Origin of the sequence: Kitasatospora griseola (genome assembly GCF_044999035.1) — a bacterium.
In the GTDB taxonomy this organism is placed as follows: domain Bacteria; phylum Actinomycetota; class Actinomycetes; order Streptomycetales; family Streptomycetaceae; genus Kitasatospora; species Kitasatospora griseola.
In genome coordinates, this window is sequence record NZ_CP173360.1 from 1,185,957 (window position 1) to 1,208,217 (window position 22,261).

The 22,261-nt window shown below is 71.5% G+C and carries 19 protein-coding genes; 8 read left to right on the plus strand and 11 right to left on the minus strand.

Going from position 1 to position 22,261, the window contains the following annotated elements:
- Positions 1-28 precede the first annotated feature (28 nt).
- Together ACI1MP_RS05720 and ACI1MP_RS05725 are read left to right on the plus strand one after the other, a co-directional pair.
- Positions 29-799, plus strand: coding sequence for an IclR family transcriptional regulator (locus ACI1MP_RS05720; protein WP_100584915.1), 771 nt, complete (start codon positions 29-31; stop codon positions 797-799).
- A 109-nt stretch (positions 800-908) separates the two neighbouring features.
- Positions 909-3,401, plus strand: coding sequence for a patatin-like protein (locus tag ACI1MP_RS05725; protein WP_404867906.1), 2,493 nt, complete (start codon positions 909-911; stop codon positions 3,399-3,401).
- Positions 3,402-3,439: 38 nt separating this feature from the next.
- Here the strand turns inward: ACI1MP_RS05725 and ACI1MP_RS05730 are convergent, their stop codons facing one another.
- Together ACI1MP_RS05730 and ACI1MP_RS05735 are read right to left on the minus strand one after the other, a co-directional pair.
- Complete coding sequence (locus tag ACI1MP_RS05730; RefSeq protein ID WP_380340339.1) at positions 3,440-3,964, minus strand: hypothetical protein; 525 nt, start codon at positions 3,962-3,964, stop codon at positions 3,440-3,442.
- 71 nt (positions 3,965-4,035) lie between these two features.
- Positions 4,036-5,298, minus strand: coding sequence for an esterase/lipase family protein (locus ACI1MP_RS05735; protein WP_404867907.1), 1,263 nt, complete (start codon positions 5,296-5,298; stop codon positions 4,036-4,038).
- Positions 5,299-5,571: 273 nt separating this feature from the next.
- Here ACI1MP_RS05735 and ACI1MP_RS05740 point away from each other — a divergent pair, with 273 nt between their 5' ends.
- Positions 5,572-5,967 carry a ribonuclease domain-containing protein gene (locus ACI1MP_RS05740; RefSeq protein WP_380340345.1) on the plus strand — a complete coding sequence of 132 codons (396 nt, stop codon included), beginning with the start codon at positions 5,572-5,574 and terminating at the stop codon, positions 5,965-5,967.
- Positions 5,968-6,069: 102 nt separating this feature from the next.
- Complete coding sequence (locus ACI1MP_RS05745; protein WP_043911147.1) at positions 6,070-6,396, plus strand: MoaF-related domain-containing protein; 327 nt, start codon at positions 6,070-6,072, stop codon at positions 6,394-6,396.
- Positions 6,397-6,512: 116 nt separating this feature from the next.
- On the opposite strand, the gene ACI1MP_RS05750 is transcribed toward ACI1MP_RS05745, so the two are convergent.
- Positions 6,513-7,700 carry an alpha/beta hydrolase gene (locus ACI1MP_RS05750; protein WP_404867908.1) on the minus strand — a complete coding sequence of 396 codons (1,188 nt, stop codon included), beginning with the start codon at positions 7,698-7,700 and terminating at the stop codon, positions 6,513-6,515.
- Between the two features lie 191 nt (positions 7,701-7,891).
- On the minus strand, positions 7,892-8,656 hold the full coding sequence (locus ACI1MP_RS05755; protein ID WP_404867909.1) for an SDR family NAD(P)-dependent oxidoreductase: 765 nt from the start codon (positions 8,654-8,656) through the stop codon (positions 7,892-7,894).
- 221 nt (positions 8,657-8,877) lie between these two features.
- Here ACI1MP_RS05755 and ACI1MP_RS05760 point away from each other — a divergent pair, with 221 nt between their 5' ends.
- Positions 8,878-9,504 (plus strand): TetR/AcrR family transcriptional regulator, encoded by a 627-nt coding sequence (locus tag ACI1MP_RS05760; protein ID WP_100584921.1) that lies wholly within the window; start codon positions 8,878-8,880, stop codon positions 9,502-9,504.
- Positions 9,505-9,747: 243 nt separating this feature from the next.
- On the opposite strand, the gene ACI1MP_RS05765 is transcribed toward ACI1MP_RS05760, so the two are convergent.
- From ACI1MP_RS05765 to ACI1MP_RS05775, 3 genes are all read right to left on the minus strand, one after another.
- Positions 9,748-10,611: a universal stress protein gene (locus tag ACI1MP_RS05765; RefSeq protein ID WP_380340352.1), complete on the minus strand. Its 864-nt coding sequence runs from the start codon at positions 10,609-10,611 to the stop codon at positions 9,748-9,750.
- A 166-nt stretch (positions 10,612-10,777) separates the two neighbouring features.
- The gene (locus tag ACI1MP_RS05770; protein WP_404867910.1) at positions 10,778-12,025 is read right to left on the minus strand and encodes an alpha/beta fold hydrolase; all 1,248 of its coding nucleotides are present in this window, start codon (positions 12,023-12,025) and stop codon (positions 10,778-10,780) included.
- Positions 12,026-12,322: 297 nt separating this feature from the next.
- A complete protein-coding gene (locus tag ACI1MP_RS05775; RefSeq protein ID WP_404867911.1) occupies positions 12,323-12,595 on the minus strand; it encodes a hypothetical protein in 273 nt (90 codons plus the stop codon).
- Positions 12,596-12,673: 78 nt separating this feature from the next.
- Here ACI1MP_RS05775 and ACI1MP_RS05780 point away from each other — a divergent pair, with 78 nt between their 5' ends.
- Together ACI1MP_RS05780 and ACI1MP_RS05785 are read left to right on the plus strand one after the other, a co-directional pair.
- Positions 12,674-12,838, plus strand: coding sequence for a hypothetical protein (locus ACI1MP_RS05780; protein WP_404867912.1), 165 nt, complete (start codon positions 12,674-12,676; stop codon positions 12,836-12,838).
- Positions 12,839-13,143: 305 nt separating this feature from the next.
- Complete coding sequence (locus ACI1MP_RS05785; protein WP_404867913.1) at positions 13,144-14,406, plus strand: MFS transporter; 1,263 nt, start codon at positions 13,144-13,146, stop codon at positions 14,404-14,406.
- Between the two features lie 68 nt (positions 14,407-14,474).
- On the opposite strand, the gene ACI1MP_RS05790 is transcribed toward ACI1MP_RS05785, so the two are convergent.
- Together ACI1MP_RS05790 and ACI1MP_RS05795 are read right to left on the minus strand one after the other, a co-directional pair.
- A complete protein-coding gene (locus ACI1MP_RS05790) occupies positions 14,475-15,056 on the minus strand; it encodes a recombinase family protein (RefSeq protein WP_404867914.1) in 582 nt (193 codons plus the stop codon).
- 125 nt (positions 15,057-15,181) lie between these two features.
- The gene (locus tag ACI1MP_RS05795; RefSeq protein ID WP_404867915.1) at positions 15,182-18,484 is read right to left on the minus strand and encodes an NACHT domain-containing protein; all 3,303 of its coding nucleotides are present in this window, start codon (positions 18,482-18,484) and stop codon (positions 15,182-15,184) included.
- A 207-nt stretch (positions 18,485-18,691) separates the two neighbouring features.
- On the opposite strand from ACI1MP_RS05795, the gene ACI1MP_RS05800 reads away from it, so the two are divergent.
- Positions 18,692-18,868, plus strand: a complete 177-nt coding sequence (locus ACI1MP_RS05800) for a hypothetical protein (RefSeq protein WP_404867916.1) — start codon at positions 18,692-18,694, stop codon at positions 18,866-18,868.
- 17 nt (positions 18,869-18,885) lie between these two features.
- Here ACI1MP_RS05800 and ACI1MP_RS05805 read toward each other — a convergent pair whose 3' ends face one another.
- Both ACI1MP_RS05805 and ACI1MP_RS05810 read right to left on the minus strand, forming a co-directional pair.
- Positions 18,886-21,390 (minus strand): Tn3 family transposase, encoded by a 2,505-nt coding sequence (locus tag ACI1MP_RS05805; RefSeq protein ID WP_404870768.1) that lies wholly within the window; start codon positions 21,388-21,390, stop codon positions 18,886-18,888.
- On the minus strand, positions 21,330-22,244 hold the full coding sequence (locus ACI1MP_RS05810; RefSeq protein WP_404867869.1) for an IS982 family transposase: 915 nt from the start codon (positions 22,242-22,244) through the stop codon (positions 21,330-21,332). Before ACI1MP_RS05810 ends, ACI1MP_RS05805 begins: the two co-directional genes overlap by 61 nt.
- Positions 22,245-22,261 lie beyond the last annotated feature (17 nt).

Below are 22,261 nucleotides of genomic sequence, written 5' to 3' on the forward strand. Positions count from 1 at the left end.
GAAGTCCGCCCGTGTAAGGAACCGTCCCGTGGCCAGCAGCCCCACCGAACGCACCACCGGCTCGGTGCAGTCCGTCGAGCGCGCCTTCCTCCTCCTGGAGGCCCTCGCCGACGCGGGCGGCATCGCCACCCTCAGCGAACTCTCCGCCGCCTCCGGCCTGCCGATGCCGACCATCCACCGCCTGGTCCGCACCCTGCTCGCCCAGGGCTACGTCCGGCAGGACTCCGCCCGCCGCTACACCCTCGGCCCGCGCCTGATCCGCCTCGGCGAGACCGCCAACCGGCTGCTCGGCTCCTGGGCCCGCCCGTTCCTCGCCGAACTCATGGAAGCCACCGGCGAGACCGCCAACCTCGCCGTCCTGGAGGGCTGCGAGGTCGTCTACGTCGGCCAGGTCCAGTCCCGGCGCTCCATGCGGATGTTCACCGAGGTCGGCCGTCGCGCCCAGCCGCACTGCACCGGCGTCGGCAAGGCGCTGCTCGCCCAGCTCCCCGAGGACGAGGCCCGCGCCCTGCTCGGCCCCGGCCCGCTCCAGGCCCACACCCCGCACACCGTCACCGACCCCGCCGTGCTGCTCGCCCAGCTCGCCGCCGCCCGCGAGTCCGGCTACGTCGTCGACGACCAGGAGCAGGAGATCGGCGTCCGCTGCCTCGCCGTGGCCGTCCCCGGCGCCCCCACTCCCACCGCCCTCTCGGTCTCCGGCCCCGAGGCCCGCGTCCACGCCCTCGAAGCCCAGTCCGGCCCCGCCGCCCTGGTCCCCCTCATGCAGTCCGTCGCAGCCCGCCTCGGCTCGGCGCTCTGACCGACCGTCCGCCGCCCCGGCCCCGCCCGGCTCGCCCCGGGCCGCGCACTGGACCAACCGGCTCGCACTGCGTGAGCGGTCCGGAGGCCGCCGCCCTACGGTGCGAGACATGGCGGTGAAGGAAGAGGTCCGGCTGGCCCTGGTGATGAACGGCGGCGTCAGCCTCGCGGTCTGGATGGGCGGTGTCACGCACGAGCTCGACCTGCTGCGCCGCGCCTCCGCCGACGAACCCGACGAATCGCTCTCCCCGTCCGAACGGGAGGTGGCCGAGATCTGGCGGCAGATCACCGACGCGACGGGGGCGAACGCCCGAGTGGTGATCGACATCGTCTCGGGCACCTCGGCCGGCGGCCTCAACGGGCTCCTGCTGGCCACCGCGATCGGCCGTGGTTCGGAGCTGGGCTCGCTGCGCGAGGTCTGGGAAGCGGCCGCCTCGCTGCCGGAGCTGCTGAAGTCGCCCTCCCGGCAGAGCCTGCTGGACGGCACCTACTTCGAGAAACGGATCAGGGCGCAGCTGGAGGACATGCCCGAGGCCGAATCGCCCGAGCAGCCGATCAGCCTCTTCATGACGGCCACCTCGCTGGGCGGCCGGGCGCGCAACTTCAAGGACGGCTTCGGCAGCCGGTTCGACGTCCGTGACCACCGGCGCGTCTACCGGTTCCAGTACGACAAGCACGCGGAGGTCTTCCGGAAGCAGGACGACGGCACGATGGGCTTCGAGCTCGACAGCCGTTGTGACTTCTGCTCGGTGAACAACAACGCGCTGGTTCAGGCGGCGCGGGCGAGCGCCGGCTTTCCGGTGGCCTTCCCGCCGGTCGACGAGCAGCCGATGGTCCACTTCCGCGAGCTCCCCGCTCCGGCCGCCGACGCCCCGGCGAGCTGCGTGATCGACGGCGGGGTGCTCAACAACGCCCCCTTCGGCCCGGTTCTCGAAGCGATCACCGAACGTCAACTGGACGAGCGGGTGCGCCGGGTGGTCGTCTACGTGACCCCTTCGGTCGGCCTGGAGACGGTGAACACGGCGGGACAGTCGGCCTGCGGTGACGTCTCGTTCGTCACCTCGGCCCTGAACGCGCTGCAGTACCCGCGGGAGGCGGACTTCCGGTCCGGGACGCAGGAGCTGTCGACCCGGCTCGGGACGAGCGTGCGCGGCACGCAGCTGAGTCTGTTCGACCGGATGAGCAAGGAGAAGGACCTCCGCGACTACGTGCGGGACGCGGCCGAGACGATGCTCGGCGAGTACCGGCTGAGCCGGGCCAGCGCAGTGCTCTGGGAGACCCGTCAGCGGCTCGCCGAAGTGGGCACGGTGACCGAGCTCGTCGCCGTGCCGGAGGCGGACCCCGACGAGCTCGGTCGGATCCTCGGGGAGAACCCCAACTGGAGCCCGCAGTGGCCGAGCCAGGACATCAACAGCCCCGACATGTCCCAGTGGCGCTGGGGACTCATCACCGCCGAACGGCTCTTCGAGACCCTCGGCGGCTACCTCCAGCAGTACCTCGACTCCAAGGACCTGCACGCGGATCCCGACGGACAGCGCGCACTGCTCGACGGCGCGACGGACATCAGCCGGCAGCAGCGCCGCGCGCTCGCCGTCGCGAAGGCCGTCAGACACCGGATCCGGGACCAGTACCGGCCGGGGCTGGAGCTGTCGAACCTGGAACTGGGCGGGCTCCTCGGCCGGGTCTTCGACGATCTGGACGTCCCGGCCACGATCGGCGGACTCGTCGCGAAGGCCTGCAGCCGGTTCGCCGAGGCGACCCGGCAGGCCGGCCTCGGCCACTGGAAAGGCCTCGGGGACGTCGTGCACGACTGCCTGGCGGTCGAAGTGGTCACCAGGATGTACGCACCCCCGTCGAAGGCCGCCGGGCCGCTCACCCCGGCGTTCGAATTCCTGCGGCTCGGGCCGGACAGCATGAGTCCGGTGTTCAACGTCGACCGGTTCGCCGATCTCGGCGACCGGAAGCTCTACGGCATCCGCTTCCAGCACTTCGGCGCCTTCATCAACCGCGAATGGCGCCGCTCCGACTTCATCTGGGGCCGACTCGACGCCGCCCACCACCTGCTCTTCCTGCTCGTCCCGTCCCGCGAGGAACGCCTGGCCTGGGAGGAGAAGCTCCACCTCGCCATCCTCGAAGCGGAGACCCGGGAGCACGCGGCCGAGACCTCCGCCAAGGACCAGCTGGAGCACAACCTGGAAGAGCTTCGGACCACCAGGGACAGCGAGCTGCTGGACCGGATCCTGGAGACCGAACAGGGCGAGGCCGGCCTGCGGGCCGTCATCTGCTCGGCGACCGCGCTGCTGGGCAACACCGACCGGGACGAGGCAGCCGCGGCATCGGCGGCCGCCGGCCCCCAGTGGCGCAAGGTGCTCGCCGTCACCCGCCCCCTCGTCGCCACCGACCCGAAGGCCGTGCAGAAGGCCGACAAGCGCTGGCTCCGCTGGGTCACCTGGTACGTCCGCCTCAGAGCCTGCAGGGCACTCGACAAGAAGGACCCCCGCACCATCCCGCGCGTGGTGAAAAGGGCCCTGACGGTGAGCGTCGTCGCCTGCGTACTGATCCTGATCGGCATCGGCATCGCCATCGGCCTCGCGGTCGGCTGACCTCCGGCCGGAAGAAGCCGGCCGTCCCGTCGAGGGCGTCAGCCGATCAGCGGCCGGTAGGACGTGCCCTCGGGTGTGTAGATCAGGTCGAACTCTCGGCCGATGCCGGTGGCGGTCAGGTGCAGGCGGGCGAGGGCCTCGGCGGCGGTCGGGTAGGTGAGTCCGAGGGTGGCGGCGACGGTGTCTCGGGCGGCGAGCAGGGCGGGCTCGTCCTCCAGGTACTCGACGGCGGCCTCGTCGCTCTCCTCCGCGGTGCAGGTGGGGCAGTCGCGCCACCAGGGCGCGGCCAGCAGCAGGCGCAGCAGCTCGGGCAGGCCGACGGCGAGGAGGGCCGCGCCGCCCTCGGAGTCGGCGAACAGGATCGGGCGCCCCTCGCCGCCCTCCCCGCAGAAGAAGTACGTCCCGCCCCCACCGTCCCCGGCGAACGCCTCCAGCCGGAGGCCGGACGCCAGGTGGACCGGTTCGACGTGCTCGGTCCGGGTGAGGTCGAGCTCTCCCGGCCAGCGGAAGTAGTCGGCGACGGCGGCACGGTCGCGGACGATGGCAAGCAGAGACGTCGTCATGCGCGGCACTGTAGTGCGGACGCCCGACAGCGGGTACGGGGCGGGTGGACGACGGCCACCCGCCCCGGTGGTCAGGCCAGCCAGGCCGTCACCTGTGAGACGGCCGCGGGGGCCCAGGCGAGTTCCATGTGGTTGAGGCCGCCGAGCAGGGCGGTACCGCCGACCTTCGCGATGCCGGTGGTGTCCAGCGCGCTGGCGGTGAGGACCAGGCCGTCGCTCGGGCCGCGGCCCTCGTTGAGGATGCCGGGGATGTCGGCGGAGCCGCCGGCCAGCAGGTAGGTGGGGACGGTGACCGGAACGCCGGCCTGCTGGAGGGGCTTGATCAGCGAGCCGGCGTCGATCGCGGCCTGGATGCCCTGGCCGGAGGTGTAGTAGCCCTGGCCGCCGTAGTAGGTGGTCCACCAGTCCTGCATGGTGGCGTCCACGCCGTAGGGGCCGTCCCAGCGGGCGAGGAGTTGGCGCTGTCCGGGGAAGCAGTCGTAGCCGCTGGTGGGCAGCACGCCCAGGCAGGGCTGCGCGGTGTAGGTGCCGTAGCAGGTCATGTACAGGTGCGGGGAGGGCGCGTTGGCGGTGCCGCCGCAGGCCGGCCAGGTGGCCAGCGAGAACGCCCAGCCGTGGGCGTAGGTGTAGTCCAGGCCGCCGTTCGGGCCGCCGAGCGTCACCAGTCGGCGGACGTCGCCCGCGTAGGCGCGCCCCCAGCCCGGCTTCACGGACGACACGTAGGAGCGCGCGGCGACCTCGCCCTTGCTCCAGGCCACCACGTCCACCTGGGCCGCGCCGGTGCGGGCCTTGATCACCGCGATGGCGTCGCCGACGGCCTGGGCCTGCATCAGGTTGTCGCCCTGCTTGTGCGCGAACCCGATCGCGAACACCCGGTGGCCGGACGCGGCCAGCGCCTGCGCCATGCCGGTGCCCGGGCAGCCGGACGCGCCGCAGTTGCCGGTCTCGCCGGGGTTCGCCCAGGCCCGGTCGGCGTTGTCGTTGGCGCCGTGCACCAGCAGTACGGGCGTTCCGGTGGCGGTGTTCCAGCCCTGCGCGCTGTACAGCAGGAACCGGCCGGAGAACGGCCGCTTGACCCCGCCGAAGTAGCCGACCCGCGCACCGTCCTGGTCGCCGCGCCCGTCGGACGGGTACTGCTCCTGCGTGAACCCGGACGTGCCGTCCAGGTAGCGCTCGACCTGCGCCCAGCCGTTGCCGGGCGAGCCGAACACGGCCTCCTGGCTGAGGTAGGAGGGGACGGCGGGGGCCGCGGCGGCCTGGGTGGGGGCGAGGCCGAGCGCGAGCAGCGCACCGGCCGACAGGGCGGTCAACACGGACCTGAGCGGGTGGCGCACCTGGTCCTCCTTCGACGGACGGGTGGACCGCCGGCGGCCGGCCACGTGGGGGTGGGCCGGTCGGCGGTCCGACTGTGGGTCAGGTCACGCTAGGGGCGGTGCGTCCGGCCACCCATGTGTCGGAACCACAGGGCGCGGGGTCCGGCGGTGTCGGCCCGCCACAGGCCGGTCCTGGTACGCCGCGCGTCGTCCGGGTTTTCCGGCCGCGGCCAGCAGGTGAAGTGTTCGCGACAAGGGTTACGGCGGCGGCTGACGCCGCATCACACTGGCGGCATGCGAATGACTCCACGCGCGCTGAAGGTCCGTGCCGTCTCGGTCGCCGCCCTCGGTCTGCTGACCCTCGCCCCCACCGCCGCGCTCGCCACCGAGGCGCACGCGGCCGTCAGCGGGAACGTCTGCTACACGGCGCTGCCCAGCCAGGGCCGCGACACCATCCGCCTGATCGACGCCGGCGGGCCCTTCCCGTACTCCCAGGACGGCGTGGTCTTCCAGAACCGCGAGGGCGTCCTGCCCGCCCAGTCGACCGGGTACTACCACGAGTACACCGTCATCACCCCGGGCAGCCCCACCCGCGGCACCCGACGGATCATCACCGGCAAGGTCCACCACGAGGACTACTACACGGCCGACCACTACGTGACGTTCCGCCGCGTCGACTTCGCCTGCTGATCGGAGCCCCGCGTCCGACCCCGGTCCGATAGGTTGGGACGGGTGCGACCCCACCGGTCGCACCCGTCCACCGCACCGACCCGCCCGAAGGACCGCCCACACATGACCGCCGCTCTGCCGGGCTTCGCCGGCCGCACCTACCTCTTCCAGGTCGACAACGGCGCGGCCTTCCGCAACTCCTACTCCGCGGACGGCGCCCGGCTCCGCTGGGAGGGCCTCGGCGAGTCCGCCGGCCAGTTCGAGGACGTCCCGCTGCACACCGCGGCCATCGCCCCGGGCATCTGGTTCGTCTCCTGGACGGAGCGCAGCGGCCTCACCGTCAGCCACGTCATGGACCTCAACTCCCTCACCGTCAAGGCCTTCTGGACGTGGGAGGGCGAGTCCGGCCGGGTCGGCGAGCTGCACACCGGCACCCTCACCCCGGCCTGACGCCCGGCCCGCCGGCACCTGCGCACTGACCTTCCTGCCGCACTTGCCCGCCGGCCCGTCCGGCCGCGGGCCCGCGCCCGGTCACGCCCCGGGTCGGATCACGGCCCCGGGCCGGGTCACGGCTTCAGGTGGGCGGAGAGGAACTGGAAGCCGGCGGGGAGCAACTTGATCCAGGTGGTGAAGTTGTGGCCGCCCTCGGGGACGGAGGCGACGCCGGTGGTCATCGGGGCCTTGGCGGCGGCGGTGAACGCATCGGCGTCCTTGCGGAAGTCGCCGTCGCCCTTCTCGGCGCCGCTGAGCATGATCGCGGTGGCGGGCATCGGCAGGTGCTGGAGCCGCCAGAGCAGGTCGGCCTCGTCGCGGCGCTGCTGACTGCCCTTGAACAGGTCGCCGGTGGTGACGTCCTCGGCGGCCTTCAGGTAGCCGGAGATGGAGACGCTGCCGGCGAACACCTCGGGGTGCCGCATGGCGAGCTTCGCGGCGCAGTACCCGCCGGTGGAGTTGCCCATCACGCCCCACGCCCCGGGGGCGGTGGAGATCCGGTAGGCGGCGGCGATCGAGCGCGGGACGTCCTTGGCGAAGTAGGTCTCGGCCTGCGGCCCGCCGGGGACGTTCTCGCACTCGGGGTCGGCGGGCATCGCGGGCGAGGGCCGCATCAGGATGAGGACGGTGGGCTGCATCCGGCCGGCCCGCATCTCGTCGAGCGCGACGCCGGGGTAGTTGAAGCGGGTGATCAGCGCCTTGGCGTCGCCGGGGAAGCCGGTCATCGCGATGACCGCGGGGAACTTCCGCTGCTCGTTGCCGGACTGGAAGTACTGCGGGGGCAGGTAGACGTACCCGTCGGTGCTCAGGCCGGTGCGCGCGCCGGGGATGCGCACGGAGCGGATCTCGCCGACCTTCTGCGGGTCGCGTCCGACCGTGGTGTCGACGGGTTCCTGGCCGAGCTCCTGCGCGGGCAGCACCGGCAGGTTGGCGGGCTCGGGCTCGACGGTGGGGGAGGCGCTCGGGGAGGCTGTCGCCCCGAGCGGCGGGGCGGGCGCGGCGGCGGCCTTCACGGAGACCGGGCCGTCCTTGCCGGTGCCCAGCAGGTCGTTCCAACTGCTGTAGAACGAGAAGTAGTTGTTCACCAGCAGGCCGATCACCGCGAGCAGCGCGAGCTGGCTGCCGAACAGCAGGCCGACCCGGCCGAGGACGGCCCGCCAGTGGCGCTTCGCGAACGCGGGCCACCACCAGACGGTGGCGCCCAGCACCACGAGTGCGATCTCGATCGTGAACAGCAGCAGCGTCGTGCCGGTCAGCCCCATGGCCGTGATCCCCGTGTCTTCCCCTCGCCGCGCATCCACCAGCCGATGACGAACGGGCTCGGCGCGGCCGTGCCGAACGTGCCGGCTAAGTATGCACGCTGCGGCGCCCGCGCCGGCGGCCGCCCGGGAAGTTCCGTCCCGCCGTCCCGGTCACGGACGGGCGGGACGGCGGGGGTCGGGTTGACGGAGTGTCAGGCGTGGGTGCCGCCGTCGATGCGGATCTCGGTGCCGGTGACGAACGCGCCGTCGTCCGAGGCCAGCATCGCGATCACGCCGGCCACCGTCTCGGGCCCCGCGAAGCCCTGGCCGAGCGCGGGCTGGAGCTTGGCGAACCAGGACATGTCCGCGTCCTCGGGCAGGCCCGGGGCGGCCGTCATGCCGGAGGCGATCGAGCCGGGGGCGACGCAGACCGCGCGCAGGCCCTGCTTGGCGTACTCGGCGGCGATCGCGTGCGTGAAGGACTGGATGCCGCCCTTGGTCGCCGCGTACGCCGCCATGTAGGGGTGGGCGAAGGCGGCGGAGGTGGAGGAGAAGTTGACCACCACGCCGCGGCCGGTGGCGAGCAGCGCGGGCAGCGCCTCACGGGTGACCAGGAAGGTGCCGGTGAGGTTGACCGCCAGCATCCGGTTCCAGAGCTCCAGCGTGGTCTGCTCGGTGTGGGCGGAGCGCAGGATGCCCGCCGCGTTCACCACCGCGTCCAGGCCGCCGAGCTCGGCGATCGCGGCGCCGACGCCGGCCTTGACGGACGCCTCGTCGGAGATGTCGACGACCTTGGTGATCAGGCGGTCGGCGGTGCCGTCGGCCTCGGCCTGCGCACGGGTCGCGGCGAGCCCGGCCTCGACCACGTCGGCGCCGACCACGGTGCCGCCCTCGGCCAGGATCCGGTGGACGGTGGCCCGGCCGATGCCGGAGCCGGCGCCGGTGATCAGGACGCGGCGGCCTTCGAAGCGGTTCATGGGGGTCTCCCTGTCGTGCGGCGGGTCGGGCGGGGTGCACTCCGACCTCTCGTTCATGCACGGTACGCCAACATGGCACGTTGTGCCACACCCGCATCCCGTGACGCCCGGGCGGCTACGCTGAGGACCGCCCGGCCGCCGCCGACCCGTCCGACCTGCACCGGTTCGCAAACCGCCCGGCGGCCGCCCACCGCCCGACCACCACCCCGGGGGACCACACCATGGCCGAACCCGAACGCCCCGCGCTCTCCCTCACCGAGCGCCGCAAGGCCGCCACCCAGCAGGAGATCGCGCTCACCGCCGCCCGACTGTTCTCCGAACGCGGCGCCGACGGCACCACCGCCGAGGACATCGCCCGCACCGCCGGCGTCTCGCTGCGCACCTTCTACCGCTACTTCCGCACCAAGGAGGACGCCGTCGCCCCGCTGCTGGCCGACGGCTCCCGCCAGTGGATCGAGCTGCTCGCCGCCACCGCCCCCGGCACCCCGCTGCTGCCCGCCCTGCTCGACTCCGCCCGCGGCTCGCTCGACCCCTCCCCCGGCCGCCCCGCCGCCGCCCTCGCCTGGACCCGCGGCCTGCTCCGCGCCATGCCCGACGACCCGGCCCTGCGCGACGTCTGGCACCGCACCCAGCACGACGCCGAGACCGCGCTGCGCCCGGTCCTGGCCACGCTCGCCGACCTGCCCCCCGACAGCCTCGACATCCGTCTGCTGGCCGCCGCCGCCAACGCCGCCATGCGGGTGGCCGTCGAGGCCTGGGCCGCGGGCGACACCGACCCGGCCGGCGCCGCCGAGCTCGCCGAGACCGCCTTCCGCCGCCTGACCGGACCGCTCACCGAGCCGAACTGACGCGCCCGGTTCGCCCCAGCCCATCGCCGCGATGGGCTGGTTGACGTCTCATCAGCTCGTCCGACGTACGACCAACCGACCTATTGCGCCGATCGGATGGCACGGCCCGTACCGCCCTTGCCGCGCCACCGCGACCACCGGATCGTTGCTGCACGAACCGGCAGCGCCGCCCCGCCGGCGGCAGCCGGGCGCGTACCGGGCGGGCCCGTCATGTGGCGACGGGTCCGCCCGGACGGGAGGGGTTCACACCGGGACGACGGCCACCGGGCACTGCGCGTGGTGCAGGACGGCATGCACGGGGGTGGCCAGCCGGAGGCCGAAGCGCGGGGCCGGCTGGTGCCGGGACATCACCACCAGCGCGGCGGTGCGGGACTCCTCCACCACGGTCGCGGCGGTGCCGCCGGTCAGTTGCTGGGTCTGCACGTCGACGGCGGGGAACTCGTCGCGCACCGGGTCGCAGGTGCGCAGCATCAGTTGCTCGTGCAGCCGGCTCTCCTCGCCGAGTTCGTCGACCATCGGCGCCATCCGGCCCACGTCGGCGACCACCGGCGACCAGGTGTGCAGCGCCCGCACCGCGAGGCCGCGCCGGGCCGCCGTCTCGCAGCCGAACCGCAGTGCGGCGGCGTCCCGTTCGTCGTGGACGGCGACCAGCACCGGCCCGTCCGGGTGCTCGGTGCCGCGGACCACCACCACCGGGCAGGCGGCGTGCGCGGCGACCCGCAGGCTGACCGAGCCGAGCAGCAGCGACGCGAACCCGCCGTGCCCGCGCGTGCCGAGCACTGCGACGCCGGCGTGCTCGGCCGCGGTCAGCACGGCCTCGGCGGCGTCGCGCGGGACCACGTCACCGGTGATCCGCAGTCCGGGGTGCGCGGCCTCCAGCCCGGACCGCACGCTCTCCAGCAGTTCTGCCGCCTCACGCAGAATCAGGTCGGTGACGGTCGTCCCCGTGCGGGGCGAGAGGGTGACGGTGCCGGTGTTGACGGCGTGCACGAGGTGCAGGCTCTCGCCGCGCCGCTCGGCCTCGCGGGCCGCCCACTCGGCAGCCTCGTTGCCGGGCACCGAACCGTCGACCCCGGCGACCACTCCGCTGGGTCCCCTGATCTCCATGGCACTCTCCTCGGAGCCGGGTTGGTCCTTCTCCAGCATGCGCCGCCCCGCGCCGCCCGGACAAACAGGGACGGCGCGGGGTGCGGAAAGCGGTTTCCGAGCGCGCGCGGGAGCACTCGGCCGACCGAATGCGGAAAGCGATTTCCCTCCGGGGTCGCGGCCGCCGTCACCGCTTCGCGGGGTCGTCCGCGCCGGTGTACGGGGCGCCGGGCAGCGGGGCGCCGGTGAGGAAGGCGAGCACGGCGGCGCGGTACGCGGCGGGCCGGTCGACGGCGATGGCGTGGCCCGCGCCCGGGACGTACAGCAGCCGGGCTCCGGGCAGGGTGTCGCGGTACTCGCGGGTGACCTCCCAGTGCTTGTAGTCGCACTCGCCGCGCAGCACCAGCGCCGGGACGTGCACGGTGCGCAGCACGGGCCGGGGGTCGGGGCGGTGGCGCAGGTCCGCGGCGATCAGCTGGTTGGCGTAGAAGCCGGGGGTCTTGACGGGCAGTTCGGCGGCCTCGCCGGGGTGGCAGGTGGCGGCGGAGCCGGAGATGGCCAGCAGGTTCCGGAACAGCGCGTCGGCCTGGTCGTCGGGCAGCAGGACGTGCGCCTGCGCGGGGTCGAGGGCCATCAGCGCCGACCAGAGCGGAAGGCGCGGCCCGCTGCCGCCGAGACCGTCGACCCGCCGGCGCTGTTCGGGGGTGAGCCGGTCCCAGAGCTGCCCGGCCTGCTCGTCGGTGTACTCGGGGGTCCAGAGTGCGCCGGGCGAGGTGAACACCACCTGCGCGACGCGGTCGGGGTGCGCGGCGAGGTACTCGGCGGCGAGGGTGCCTCCCCAGGACGCCCCGATCAGCACCATCCGTTCCGCGCCGAGCCGCTGCCGGATCGCCTCCAGGTCGTCGACCTGCCGCTGCACCGTGTACCCGCCGAGGCCGGCCGGTCGCGGCGAGTCCCCCGACCCCAACTGGTCGTACGCGTACACCTGGTAGCCCGCCAGGCTCAGCTCCTCGTCCAGCCCGTCCGCCGCCTCGCCCGGCGTGCCCGGGCCGCCGTGCAGTCGGACGACGGGCTCGGGCCGGACCGTCCCCCGAGCCGCCGTCAGGTGGTACGCGAGCCGCGACCCGGTGGGCAACTCCCAGTACGCGGCGGCCTGTCCGGGCACCGCCCGCTCCCCCGGCCACAGCACGGCCGCCCCCAGCGCCGCCGCCAGCACCGCGCTCGTCACCACCGGCAACCAGCGCGGCCACCCGACCAACCGCCGCGCACCCCACACCGGCAGCCCGCACCCGACGGCCACCCCGCACACCGCGCCGCCCGCCATCACCCCCGACGCCGGCCACACCGCGCCCGCCACCACCGTCCCGACCGCGGCCCCCACGACCCCGCCGAGCACCCCGACCACCAGCAACCCACCCGCAAAAAGCTTCTTCATGCCGCCCACCTTCACGCCCCGCCCGCCCCACCGGCGTCCCCTCCGAAGCTCGACCCGGTCCCCCTCGCGGTGGACCCTCCCTCGGCCCGCGACACCATTGCCGCCACAGCAGCCCCGGGAATTCCCTCGCGAATCCAGAAACCCGCAATTACCTGTTGGCGCACGTTCTCAGAATTTCCACACGCCACCCAGGTGAATCAGGCCCACCAGCCCGAAAACGCAGATCCGATCGAACATCACGACCGGTCAAATCGCCCTTTTTGCAGCATGTCCCACCATCCGGTATCGAACAGTCGGTCAATTGCCTCCCGCATTTCCCGAACACCCTTGCGTCGATTCAAATCGAATGACATGCTCATTCCCGTTCGCCAGGTGGGCGAACAAAGGGAGGGACGACAACATGATTCGTGGAACGAAGACCGCCAAGCGGATCGCCGCCGGCGCAGCCGTACTGGCCACCGCGAGCGCCGGCCTGCTGGCCGCCCCGACGACCGCCCAGGCCGCCTCGTACAACGGCGCCTGCGGCTCGGGGTACTCGGTGATCGACTCGCTGCCGGTCAGCGGCGGCACCGTGTTCCTGACCTACAACAGCGGCAACGGCAGAACTGTGTCGTCACGGTCCGCAACAGCTCCGGATCGACCGTTTTCGTGGATGCCGGCATCAAGATTTCCGGCAGCTCCACCTGGATCCACGACGGCGGCAACTACACCACCTACGCCGGCCCGGTGAAGGTCTACGCCCCGGGGCAGTGCATCGACTGGTACGGCACCATCGCGTCGACCGCGGTGCAGTACAACTCCCACTGCGGCTGAGTCCGAGGACAATCGCGGGCTGAATTGAACCCGTAGCGCGAAAGGGCCGCACGGGCCGGCTGGGTCATCACACCCACCCGCGCCCGTGCGGCCTGCTCGAAATCCGAATCCTCCTGATTCTCCGCACGCATTTTCCGAAGTTCCACCGAAACTCCTCCGAAATTCCTCCGCGATATTCGTCCGGAAGCGCGAAGCGGCTCCGGATCCTGTTCGAAGCCGGCGCCACCGGCGCGTCGCCGCCGCCCGGAGAAATGGGCTAGGGTCCTCGGCGTGCCTGAGCCCGCGCCCTCCCCCGTGTGTGCCTCGTGAGTCTCGCCCGAGCCCTGATCGATGTCCGGCCGCTACGGACCTCCCGCCTGTTCCGGTGGCTGCTGTTCGGGCGGACGGTGTCCACCCTGGGCAGTTTCATGACCGTGGTCACCGTGATGTTCCAGGTGTGGGACAGCACCCGCAGCCCGGCGTGGAGCGGCGCTGTCGGCCTGGCGCAGGCGCTGCCGATGATCGGGTTCGGCCTGTTCGCGGGATCCTGGGTCGACCGGGCCGACCGGCGCCGGATCTATCTGCTGGGCAACGCGGGGCAGGCGACGTGCTCGCTGCTGCTGGCGGTGCAGGGATTCGCCGGGCAGGTGCCGGTGGCCGTGGTGCTGGCGTTGGTCGCCGTGCAGGCGTCGTTCGGTGCGCTGGGTGCGCCGGCGGCGGGGGTGTTCGTGCCGCGCCTGCTGCCGAAGGACCAGGTCGCGGCAGGTCTGGCGCTCAATCAGGCGACGGGGCAGGCGATGATGCTGCTCGGTCCGGCGGTGGCGGGCGTGGTGCTCGGCTGGTGGGGCGTCGGGGTCTGCTACCTGCTGGACGCCGCGAGCTTCGGCGTCTCCTTCGCCTGCGCGTTCGGACTGCCGCCGCTGCCTCCGGTGGGCGGCGCGTCCCGGGCGGGCCTGGGCGGAGTGGCGGACGGGCTGCGGTTCCTGACGGGCCATCGGGCGGTGCGGGGCGCGCTGCTGACGGACCTGGCAGCGACCGTGCTGTCCATGCCGGCGGCACTGTTCCCGCTGGTCAACACCGAACGCTTCGCCGGGAACCCGCGCACCCTCGGCCTGTTCCTGTCCGCGCTGGCCGTGGGCGGCATCATCGCGACCGCCTTCTCCGGCCCCGTCACCCGATTCGGCCGCCCGGGCCCGGTGATGCTGGCCGCCGCGGCGACCTGGGGCGGCGCGCTGACCGCGTTCGGCCTGACGCACCGGGCCTGGCCCGGCCTCCTCCTGCTGATCGTGGCGGGCGGCGCCGACGCACTGGCGGTGCTCGCCCGGACCACGATCGTCCAGACCTGCACCCCCGACGCGATGCTCGGCCGGGTCACCGCAGCCGAGACCGTCGTCGGCCAGGCCGGACCACAACTCGGCAACCTGCGCGCCGGCCTCGTCGCCACCTGGGCCGGCGCCGCCACCGCCCTGATCAGCGGCGGCCTGCTCTGCCTGGCGGCAGTGGCCGCAGTCGCCGGATCGACCCCGGAGCTGCGCCGTGAACCGGCGGCCGCCGCCAACGGTGAACAACCGGCAACCGGATCCGGCTAGTAGGGGTGCTGTTAACGAACGTGTCACCAGCCCCAAACGGTGGCTGATTGACCCCGTGAGCTGTGGGTTCATGTGTTGGTACGGGCGCGCTCCAAGACGCGGTACACCGTCGGCCGGCTGACGGAGAACAGCTCGGCGAGGTCGGCGATGGTGTGCTCGCCGGCCTGGTGGAGCTGGACAAGATGAGCCTGCTGCCGAGAGCTGAGCTTGGGCTGCTTGCCCTTGAGCTTGCCCTTCGCTCGGGCGACGGCCATGCCTTCTCGGGTCCGCATCCGCAGGAGGTCGACCTCGAACTCGGCGAAGGTGGCGAGGATGTTGAAGAACATCTTGCCCATGGGGTCGGTGGGGTCGTACAGGGCACCGCCGAGTGAGAGCCGTACGCCGCGGGCGACGAGGGAGTCGCCGATGTCGCGGGCGTCGGGTACGGATCGGGCGAGGCGGTCGAGCTTGGGCACGACGAGGGTGTCGCCGGCGCGGACGGAGGCGAGGGCCTGGTCGAGACCGGGCCGGTTGCGGTTGGTTCCGGTGAGTCCGCGGTCAAGGTAGATCCGATCCTTGGCCACGCCGAGGCCCAGCAGGATCTCCCGCTGGGCCGTCAGGTCCTGGGAATCGGTGGAGCATCGGGCGTAACCCGTCAGGAGTGCGCTCATGCTCGCAGAGTGTACGGATAGCCCCCGCTGACCGTACAGATCATCGGACACCCTAAATGAGACGGCGTCAGGGCTGTTCGGGTCCGTGGGCGGCTCGTGATCATTGGTGTCCGTTAGGGGATCCTCTAACGGACACCACCATTGCCAGGCTCCGCACCCCCGTCACTGTGGATGGCGGTCAGCTTCTGGGCCGCCCGTATGCGGGCGGCGCTGTCGAGGGTGGTGTCGCCGGCAAGTTGGGCGAGAAGTTGGGCAGCGCGGTCCCCGTACCCATTCACCTCGGCCAGGTTCTCGGCTGCCTGCACACGGTCCACGCCGTTGAAGCTGGGGTCGCCAGCGAAGGCCATCAGCCGGTCGGCACCCTCTTCCAGGTACCCGTCCACCTTGGCCAGGCCCTCAGCTGCCCACATGCGGTGCGCGCCATCGAGGGTGGCGTCGTCGGCGAGCTCGGCGAAGAGCCGGGCAGCGCGGTCCTGGTACCCGTCCACCTTGGCCAGGCCCTCAGCTGCCCACATGCGGTGCGCGCCATCGAGGGTGGTGTCGCCGGCAAGTTGGGCGAGAAGTTGGGCAGCGCGGTCCTGGTACCCGTCCACCTTGGCCAGGCCCTCAGCTGCCCACATGCGGTGCGCGCCATCGAGGGTGGTGTCGCCGGCAAGTTGGGCGAGAAGTTGGGCAGCGCGGTCCCCGTACCCATCCACCTCGGCCAGGTTCTTGGCTGCCTGCACACGGTCCACGCCGTTGAAGCTGGGGTCGCCAGCGAAGGCCATCAGCCGGTCGGCACCCTCTTCCAGGTGCCCGTCGACTCTGGCCAATCCCAGGGCTGCTGACAAGCGGTGGAAACTGTCGAGGGTGGTGTCGTTGGCGAAGGCGATCAACCGGGCGACACCGTCCTTCTGGTGCCCGTCGACCTTGGCCAGGCTCTCGGCCGCCTGCACACGGTCCACGCCGTCAAGGGTGGCGTCGTCAGCGAGCTGGGCGAGGAGTTCGGCAGCACGATCCCGCTGCCCGTCGACCTCCGCCAAGACCACAGCCACCACTTCGCGGTCGGTGCTGTCGAGGGTGGTGTCGTTGGCGAAGGCGATCAGCCGGGCGACACCGTCCTTCCGGTACTCCTCCACCCCGGTCAGGAACGCTACTGCGCGCACGCGGTCTGTGCTGTCGAGGGTGGTGTCGTTGGCGAAGGCGATCAGCCGGGCGGCCCCCTCCTTCTGGCACCCGTCCACTTGCGCCAAGGCCCCGGCTGCCTGCACGCGGTCCATGGTGCTGAGTGTGTTGTCCTTCGTGAAGGCAATCAGCCGGCTCACACCCTCCTTCTTGTGTTTGTCCACGTTGGCCAGGCACAAGGCCGCCGTTACCCGGTCAGAGCCGAAGAGAAAGCTAAGGGCGGATGTGAACGTGGTGTCGTCGGCGAGCTGGGCGAGGAGTTTGGCAGCACAGTCCCGCTGCCCGTCGACCTTGGCCAGGCGCTCGGCCGCTGAGACGCGGTAGGTGCCGTGGAGGGCCTTGTCCTGAGCGAAGCGCGTGAGTTGTCTTGCGGTGGGGGCAGGGGGGAGGCTGGTCCTCAAGTCCACCTGATCCAGCAGGAAGCGGAGGGCGTGATCTCCCGCCCCGCGGGTGATCTTTTCAATCCTGTCGACTGTCTCGGCAGCAATGCCATCGGGGCTCGCGAGGAGACCGTCGAGCAGGAAGCCCAGGTAGGACGATTCGATGGCGGGAACCCGGTGCGTCTGCCCATGCGGGAAGAGCTCGTCGAGGACGGTGCGAGCTTGTTCGTCGCGGGTGGCGTGGCGGGCGGCGTGGAATTCGAGGAAGGTTCGGTGAGGGAACTCGAGGCCATTCGCGCGGTGGACGACCAGGCCAGTGTGCAGGAGAAGGTCCTCCAAGAATGCCTCCCACAGCACCTGGCGGACCTTGGAGGGGCGGTGGACGGCCTCGTGCGCCGACAGCACCTCGGTCACGGGGGCCTGATGAGGGCTAGTGAGCCATTGGTGCGCCAGGTAGTCGATCAGCTCGGACAGCTGGTCGTGGACCTGCCCTGCGGCGGATCTTGCCTCGTTGCGCGCCCGCGGACTCTGGACATGCTCCACGAGGTTCTCGATCGCTTCTTCGTGGCTCTTCGCGACGTTCTTCGGCTTGTTGTTCTCGAAGAGGAGGTCGGTGAATTCCGTGTACACCGCCGTGCGAGCGTTGGGGAGCGGGCGTTCGGGCTTCTCAAGGTGGAGCTGGCAGAGCATGAACGCCATCAAGGGCGTGCGGGCCAGCTCGATAAGGGAGGCGTCGCGGAGCGCGTCGGTGAACTGACGGGCACGGCGGACGGCTTCTTCCTGCGGCCACCGGGTGCTGAAGTACTTCTCGGCGTAGTTATGCAGGTCATCGACAGTGAAGGGCTGAAGCTCGTAGCGGGGCGCCGTGCCACCGAGGACGTCGAGTTCGTTCTCGCTCAGGGGGCGGGTTGCCACGACGGACCGGTACAGCGGCGGGTCTGCCGCAGCGGCGGCGTTGGCCAGCTTCTCGAGCACGGCGCGGCGCTCGTCCGCGTTGGGGAGCTCGTCCAGCCCGTCGACGAGCAACTGCCAGTGCGCCCCGGGGCACGGCTTTTGAAGGAAGTGGGCCGGGGTGAGTCCCGGCCCGTACCGGGCGAGCTTTCCGGTGGCGGCGGCAAGTGCGTCGGCCACGTGCGTCTCCTCGCCGGCGAGGAGACGCGCGTCCACCAACACCGGGACTGCTGGCAAGGTCCTCCCCACAGCCTTCGGGTTGTCGAGCCATCGATGGGCCGCATCGCGCAGCCGGGCGCGCAGCAGTGTGGACTTGCCGGTTCCCGGGCCGGAGATGACCACGCACACTGGATCGGACTTCCGGAACATCGCGCCGGGTTTCGCCGCAGCAGCAAGCCCGCTTCCCGCAGGGGCGGCATCGTCGCCGCCGGGACCGGTGCGCTCATCCAAGGTCGGCATCGGGCGGATCCGCTGATCTACATAGAGGTGGGCCAAGAAAGGTAGACCCGTGCGGCCGAAATATGGATCTTGCTGCTCGGCGAATTTGCGGACGGCTTCGAGATAACCGAGCACGTCGTCGTCCAAGCCGGTCTTGCGCTGCGCCTCCCGGCAGAGGTTCGCCCAGTGCGCGCGGAGTCTCGACCGCTCGGACGGACTTGCGAGCTGCCCGGTCCAGTCCAGCATCACCTCCACCACGTCCCATAGGTCGTCGACGTCACTCGGCACGCTGAGCTTCTTCGAGCTACTCCCTCTCTGCCGGGGGAACCAGTCGTTGACCCTCGACGTGCTCAGGGGGCGGCGCTCGACCTTGTGTCGGCGGATGTTTGCCTCGACGACCACGGCCCTTTGGTCCTTACCCCTAGCGAGCAGCTTGGCCTGGAGCAGGTTGAGTTGTTCCGCCAGAGCCTCAGGTCCTGTCAGCTCATCCGTCACGTCGGCTTCCTCTCTCTTCTTGCTCGAGCGCTGCTTGCGATCCGAGGCGATCCGGCGGACCTCCACCGGCCGCGCCGTGGCCTGGGGTTTTGTAGCCGGAAATCCGGCGGTCCGGAATCCATGGCCGCGCCCTTGAAGGTCCCGCCATCGTTCTCGTGGCCGCCCCGTCCGGGGCTGCCTAGGCCACTTGGGGAAGGACCGAGATACATGGACATCGCCACCTGGGCCGCCGCGCTGGTGCCCGTCGCCGTCATGCTGGTTGCGGCCGCTGCTGCCGTAACTATCGTGATGGTCGCGCTGAAGGGCACGGCCCCGCGCGACCGCGCCACGGTCCTGAAGGCCGTGGCCGAGGTGATCCGCGCGGTACGCGGGAGCCGTAAGTGACGGACCGCCATCCCGGTTCACCCGGCTTGTGTCGGCACCGGGGCGGGGCCAAGGGGAAGCCGCGTGGCAAGGTCGAGGCGGACCTCGCCGTACGGTCGCACATGGGACCAGAACAGCGGGGTGAGGCCCCGGCGGTCAGCCGGGCCGAGCTGATCGGCCCAGGCTGGCTCGGCCAGCACGTCCTGGAGCATCAAGGTGTTGACGTACACCAGGGACGCCTGGAGGATCCGCAGGCACAGCGCGGCCATCTCGACCTCTTCGCGCCGGCTGGTCGAGATCTCGCCGCCCTTGCCGTAGTAGATCACCGCGTTCGCACGGTTCCACGCCTCCACCACGTTCAGCCCCTCCTCGATCTCGCGCTGCAGCGCACGGTCGCGCAGGTAGCGGGCGACGAAGATGGTCCTCTGGGCGCGGCCGATCTCCAGCATGGCCTGGTAGGCGGGGTGGGAGGCGGCCCGGGTGAAGCGGGAGAGGATCGCCTCGGTGGAGGCGGTGCCGGTGCGGATCGCGGTGGCGTACTTGATGACCTGGTCGTAGTTGGCGTCGATGACATCCCAGCGGATTGGCCGGGTCAGGGCGGCCTGGAGGTTCGGGTAGGTGCTCGGCTCGCCAGCAACGGGCCGGTAGAGCTTCACCCGGTTGATCTGCTTGATGCGCGGCAGCAAGTCGACGTTCAGCAGCCTGGTCACCGCGAATCCGATCTCGGACTGGCCATGCGAGTCGACGTAGTTGCCCTCCACGCTCATCGTGGTGCCGTGCCGGATCGCGCCCTCGACCATCGCCGCGACCTCCGACGCGGAGGCCCGCAGCGTCTGGGAGTGCACCACCACTGAGCCACGCTCGACGTGCCAGTACACCAGCACGCCGCGCCCGCCGTAGCGCGAGTGCCACTCGGTGAACAGGTTCTGGTCCCAGGAGCGGAAGTGCGTGGAGTCCGAGGCCACCGCGGTTGACCCGGCGCCCCACAGGTCACTGTCGCGGGCGGCGAAGGTGGCATTGGCGATCTCGACGGCGATCTGCCGAGCCGCCTCCAAGGTCAGGTAGCGGCGCCGGGTGTAACGGATCTCCTCCTCGCTGTGGCCGTGCGCGCCGCCTGCCACCGACCGGATTCCCGTGTTCGTCCCGTAAGCGTGGATCGCCAGCATCAGCCGCTCGGCCAGTACCTCCTCCAGCAGGGTCCCGCTGCCCGCCACGGAGGTGACCGCCTTGAGGCAGCCGGTCCGCAGTATCGCCTCCTTGAGCATGTCGATCAGCGGGACGGCGGTCCAGCGGCGGCCGACCTCGGCCTTGATCCGGCGCAGGTTGCGCGGCTCCTCCTGGGCCTCCGGGGCGGTGAACTTGATCGACCCCGACGCCCGTTCCTTGATCTCCACCCAGTCCAGGCCGGGCAGGGCCACGTCCAGCATGGTCAGGGCCTCGGTCATTTCCCGCCGCAGCTGGCCGATGAACTCACCCGCGTCCAGCGGCTTGCGCAGCTCCCGGTAGTGCTCGACACGGCAGGCCTCGAAGTCTCCTGGCAGGTCCTCGTCCGGGTTGCGCCACCGTCCGGCGCCGACCACCCACACCTCCTTGCAGCGCAGTTGCTCGCGCAGGGCCTGGAAGGTGGCGACCTCGTAAATCATCCGTACCACCCGGCGCCGACCCCGCTTGTCGGCCCGGTAGACCAGTTCGGCCCACTGCCCCTTGGTGCCCCGGTGCCCGGGGGCTGTCTCGCCGAGCGGGTAGTAGGTGGTGTTCCCAGCCTTCGCGTACCGGGTCACCAGGTCGAGCGCGTCGATCACCGGCCGGTAGGCGGTGTTGTTCGAGCGGAACTCCAGCACGCCCAGCAGCTCGATCAGACCCTTGCGGTAGTGGTTGGTGTAGGACGCCTTCAGCGTCGTCTGCACCGTGCGCCGGTACACCGGCCCCTTCGTCCGGTACTCGTGCACCAGCTCCTTGAGCGTCTGCTCGCCCCCGCGCACGGCCGGGAAGACCACCTCGCGGACCTCGCCGCCCGGCTCCGCCAGCGACGCCTCGGCGATCTGGAACAGCAGGTTCTCCTTGCCCGACACCCGCTTGAAGGCGTTGATCAGCTCGTTGGTCACCCTCTGCTCCGCGCGGGCGCCGATCCGGTGCACCGTGGCGATCAACAGGTCCACCAGGCAGTCCGTCACCTCGCGCTCGCGCTCCACCAGCAGCGCGGACTCCGGCGAGCGCCGCCGCAGGTGGGAAGGGGACTCGACCACCGCCCGCTGCCGCCAGGACGCGAGCACCTTCGGCGCCACGTCCACGAACAGCCCGGATGGCAGGCCGATCGCCCGGATCGCCCTCAGTTTGCGGATCTCCTGCAGCATCGACTCCAGGCTCACGTTGCCCGGCATCGCCTTCACCAGAGCCAGGACCGACTCCCCGTCCTGGTCGTCCTCCTCGGTGCCCTCGGTCGCCTCCGGGGCGGTGGCCACTAGATGAATGATGCGAAGGGTTAGTGGTCGTAGGCGGTCAGCGAGCGCATGACGGGCTGACCGGTCCGGTCGTTGTGCCAGATCGCCGAGGTCAGTGCGAGGATGCGTTGCAGGACACGGACCATCACCCCGGCCGGCGTGCGGCCCTGGTGGCGTTCGAGGTCGAGTTGGGCCTTGAACGTCTGGTTGACCGACTCGATGATCTGCCGCAGCGGCTTGAACAGCCTGGCTCCGGCCCGCTCGGGTTCGCCCTTGCGGGCCGGGCGGAGCAGGTGGACGCCCCACTCGGCGAGTTCGTGTTCGAAGGCGCGGCCGTAGTAGTGCCGGTCGCCGATCAGGGTCTGGCCCGGTCGGGAACCGGCCAGGTCGGGTTCGGCGTGGAGGATGCCGAGCAGGGTCTGGCGCTCGTCGGCCTTCGCGCCGGTCAGCGCGAACGCGACGGGCAGGCCGTGCAGGGTGCACACCAGATGCAGGCGCAGACCCCAGAAGTAGCGGGAGTGGCTGGCGCAGTAGCCGTACTCGGCCCATCCGGCCAGGTCGGAGCGCTTGGCGGTCTCGCGTGAGCGCCCACATTCCACCGGGGTGGAGTCGACGACCCACACGCTGTCGGTCCACAGCGAGGTGTCGATCGCGACCAGGCGGTTGACGCGGGCGATCAGGCCGGCGGCCTTGCGCAGGCGCCGGTTGTAGCCGGACTGCCCGGGCAGGTACGGGAACAGGTGCCGCAGGCGGGCGGTGGCGTAACGGATCCAGCGGCGCTCGGAGGTGAAGCCGAGCAGGGCCTGCATCACCGCCAGGGTGACCAGTTCGGCATCGCTGAGCCGGGGCGCGATCCCGATCTCGGGTCGCCACGGCGCCAGATGGGGCGATTCCTTCAGCAGGTCGTCGGTCTTCACGTAGAGTGCGGTCGCGAGGGAGTCCAGGTCAGGCGTCACAACCGACCTTTGGACTC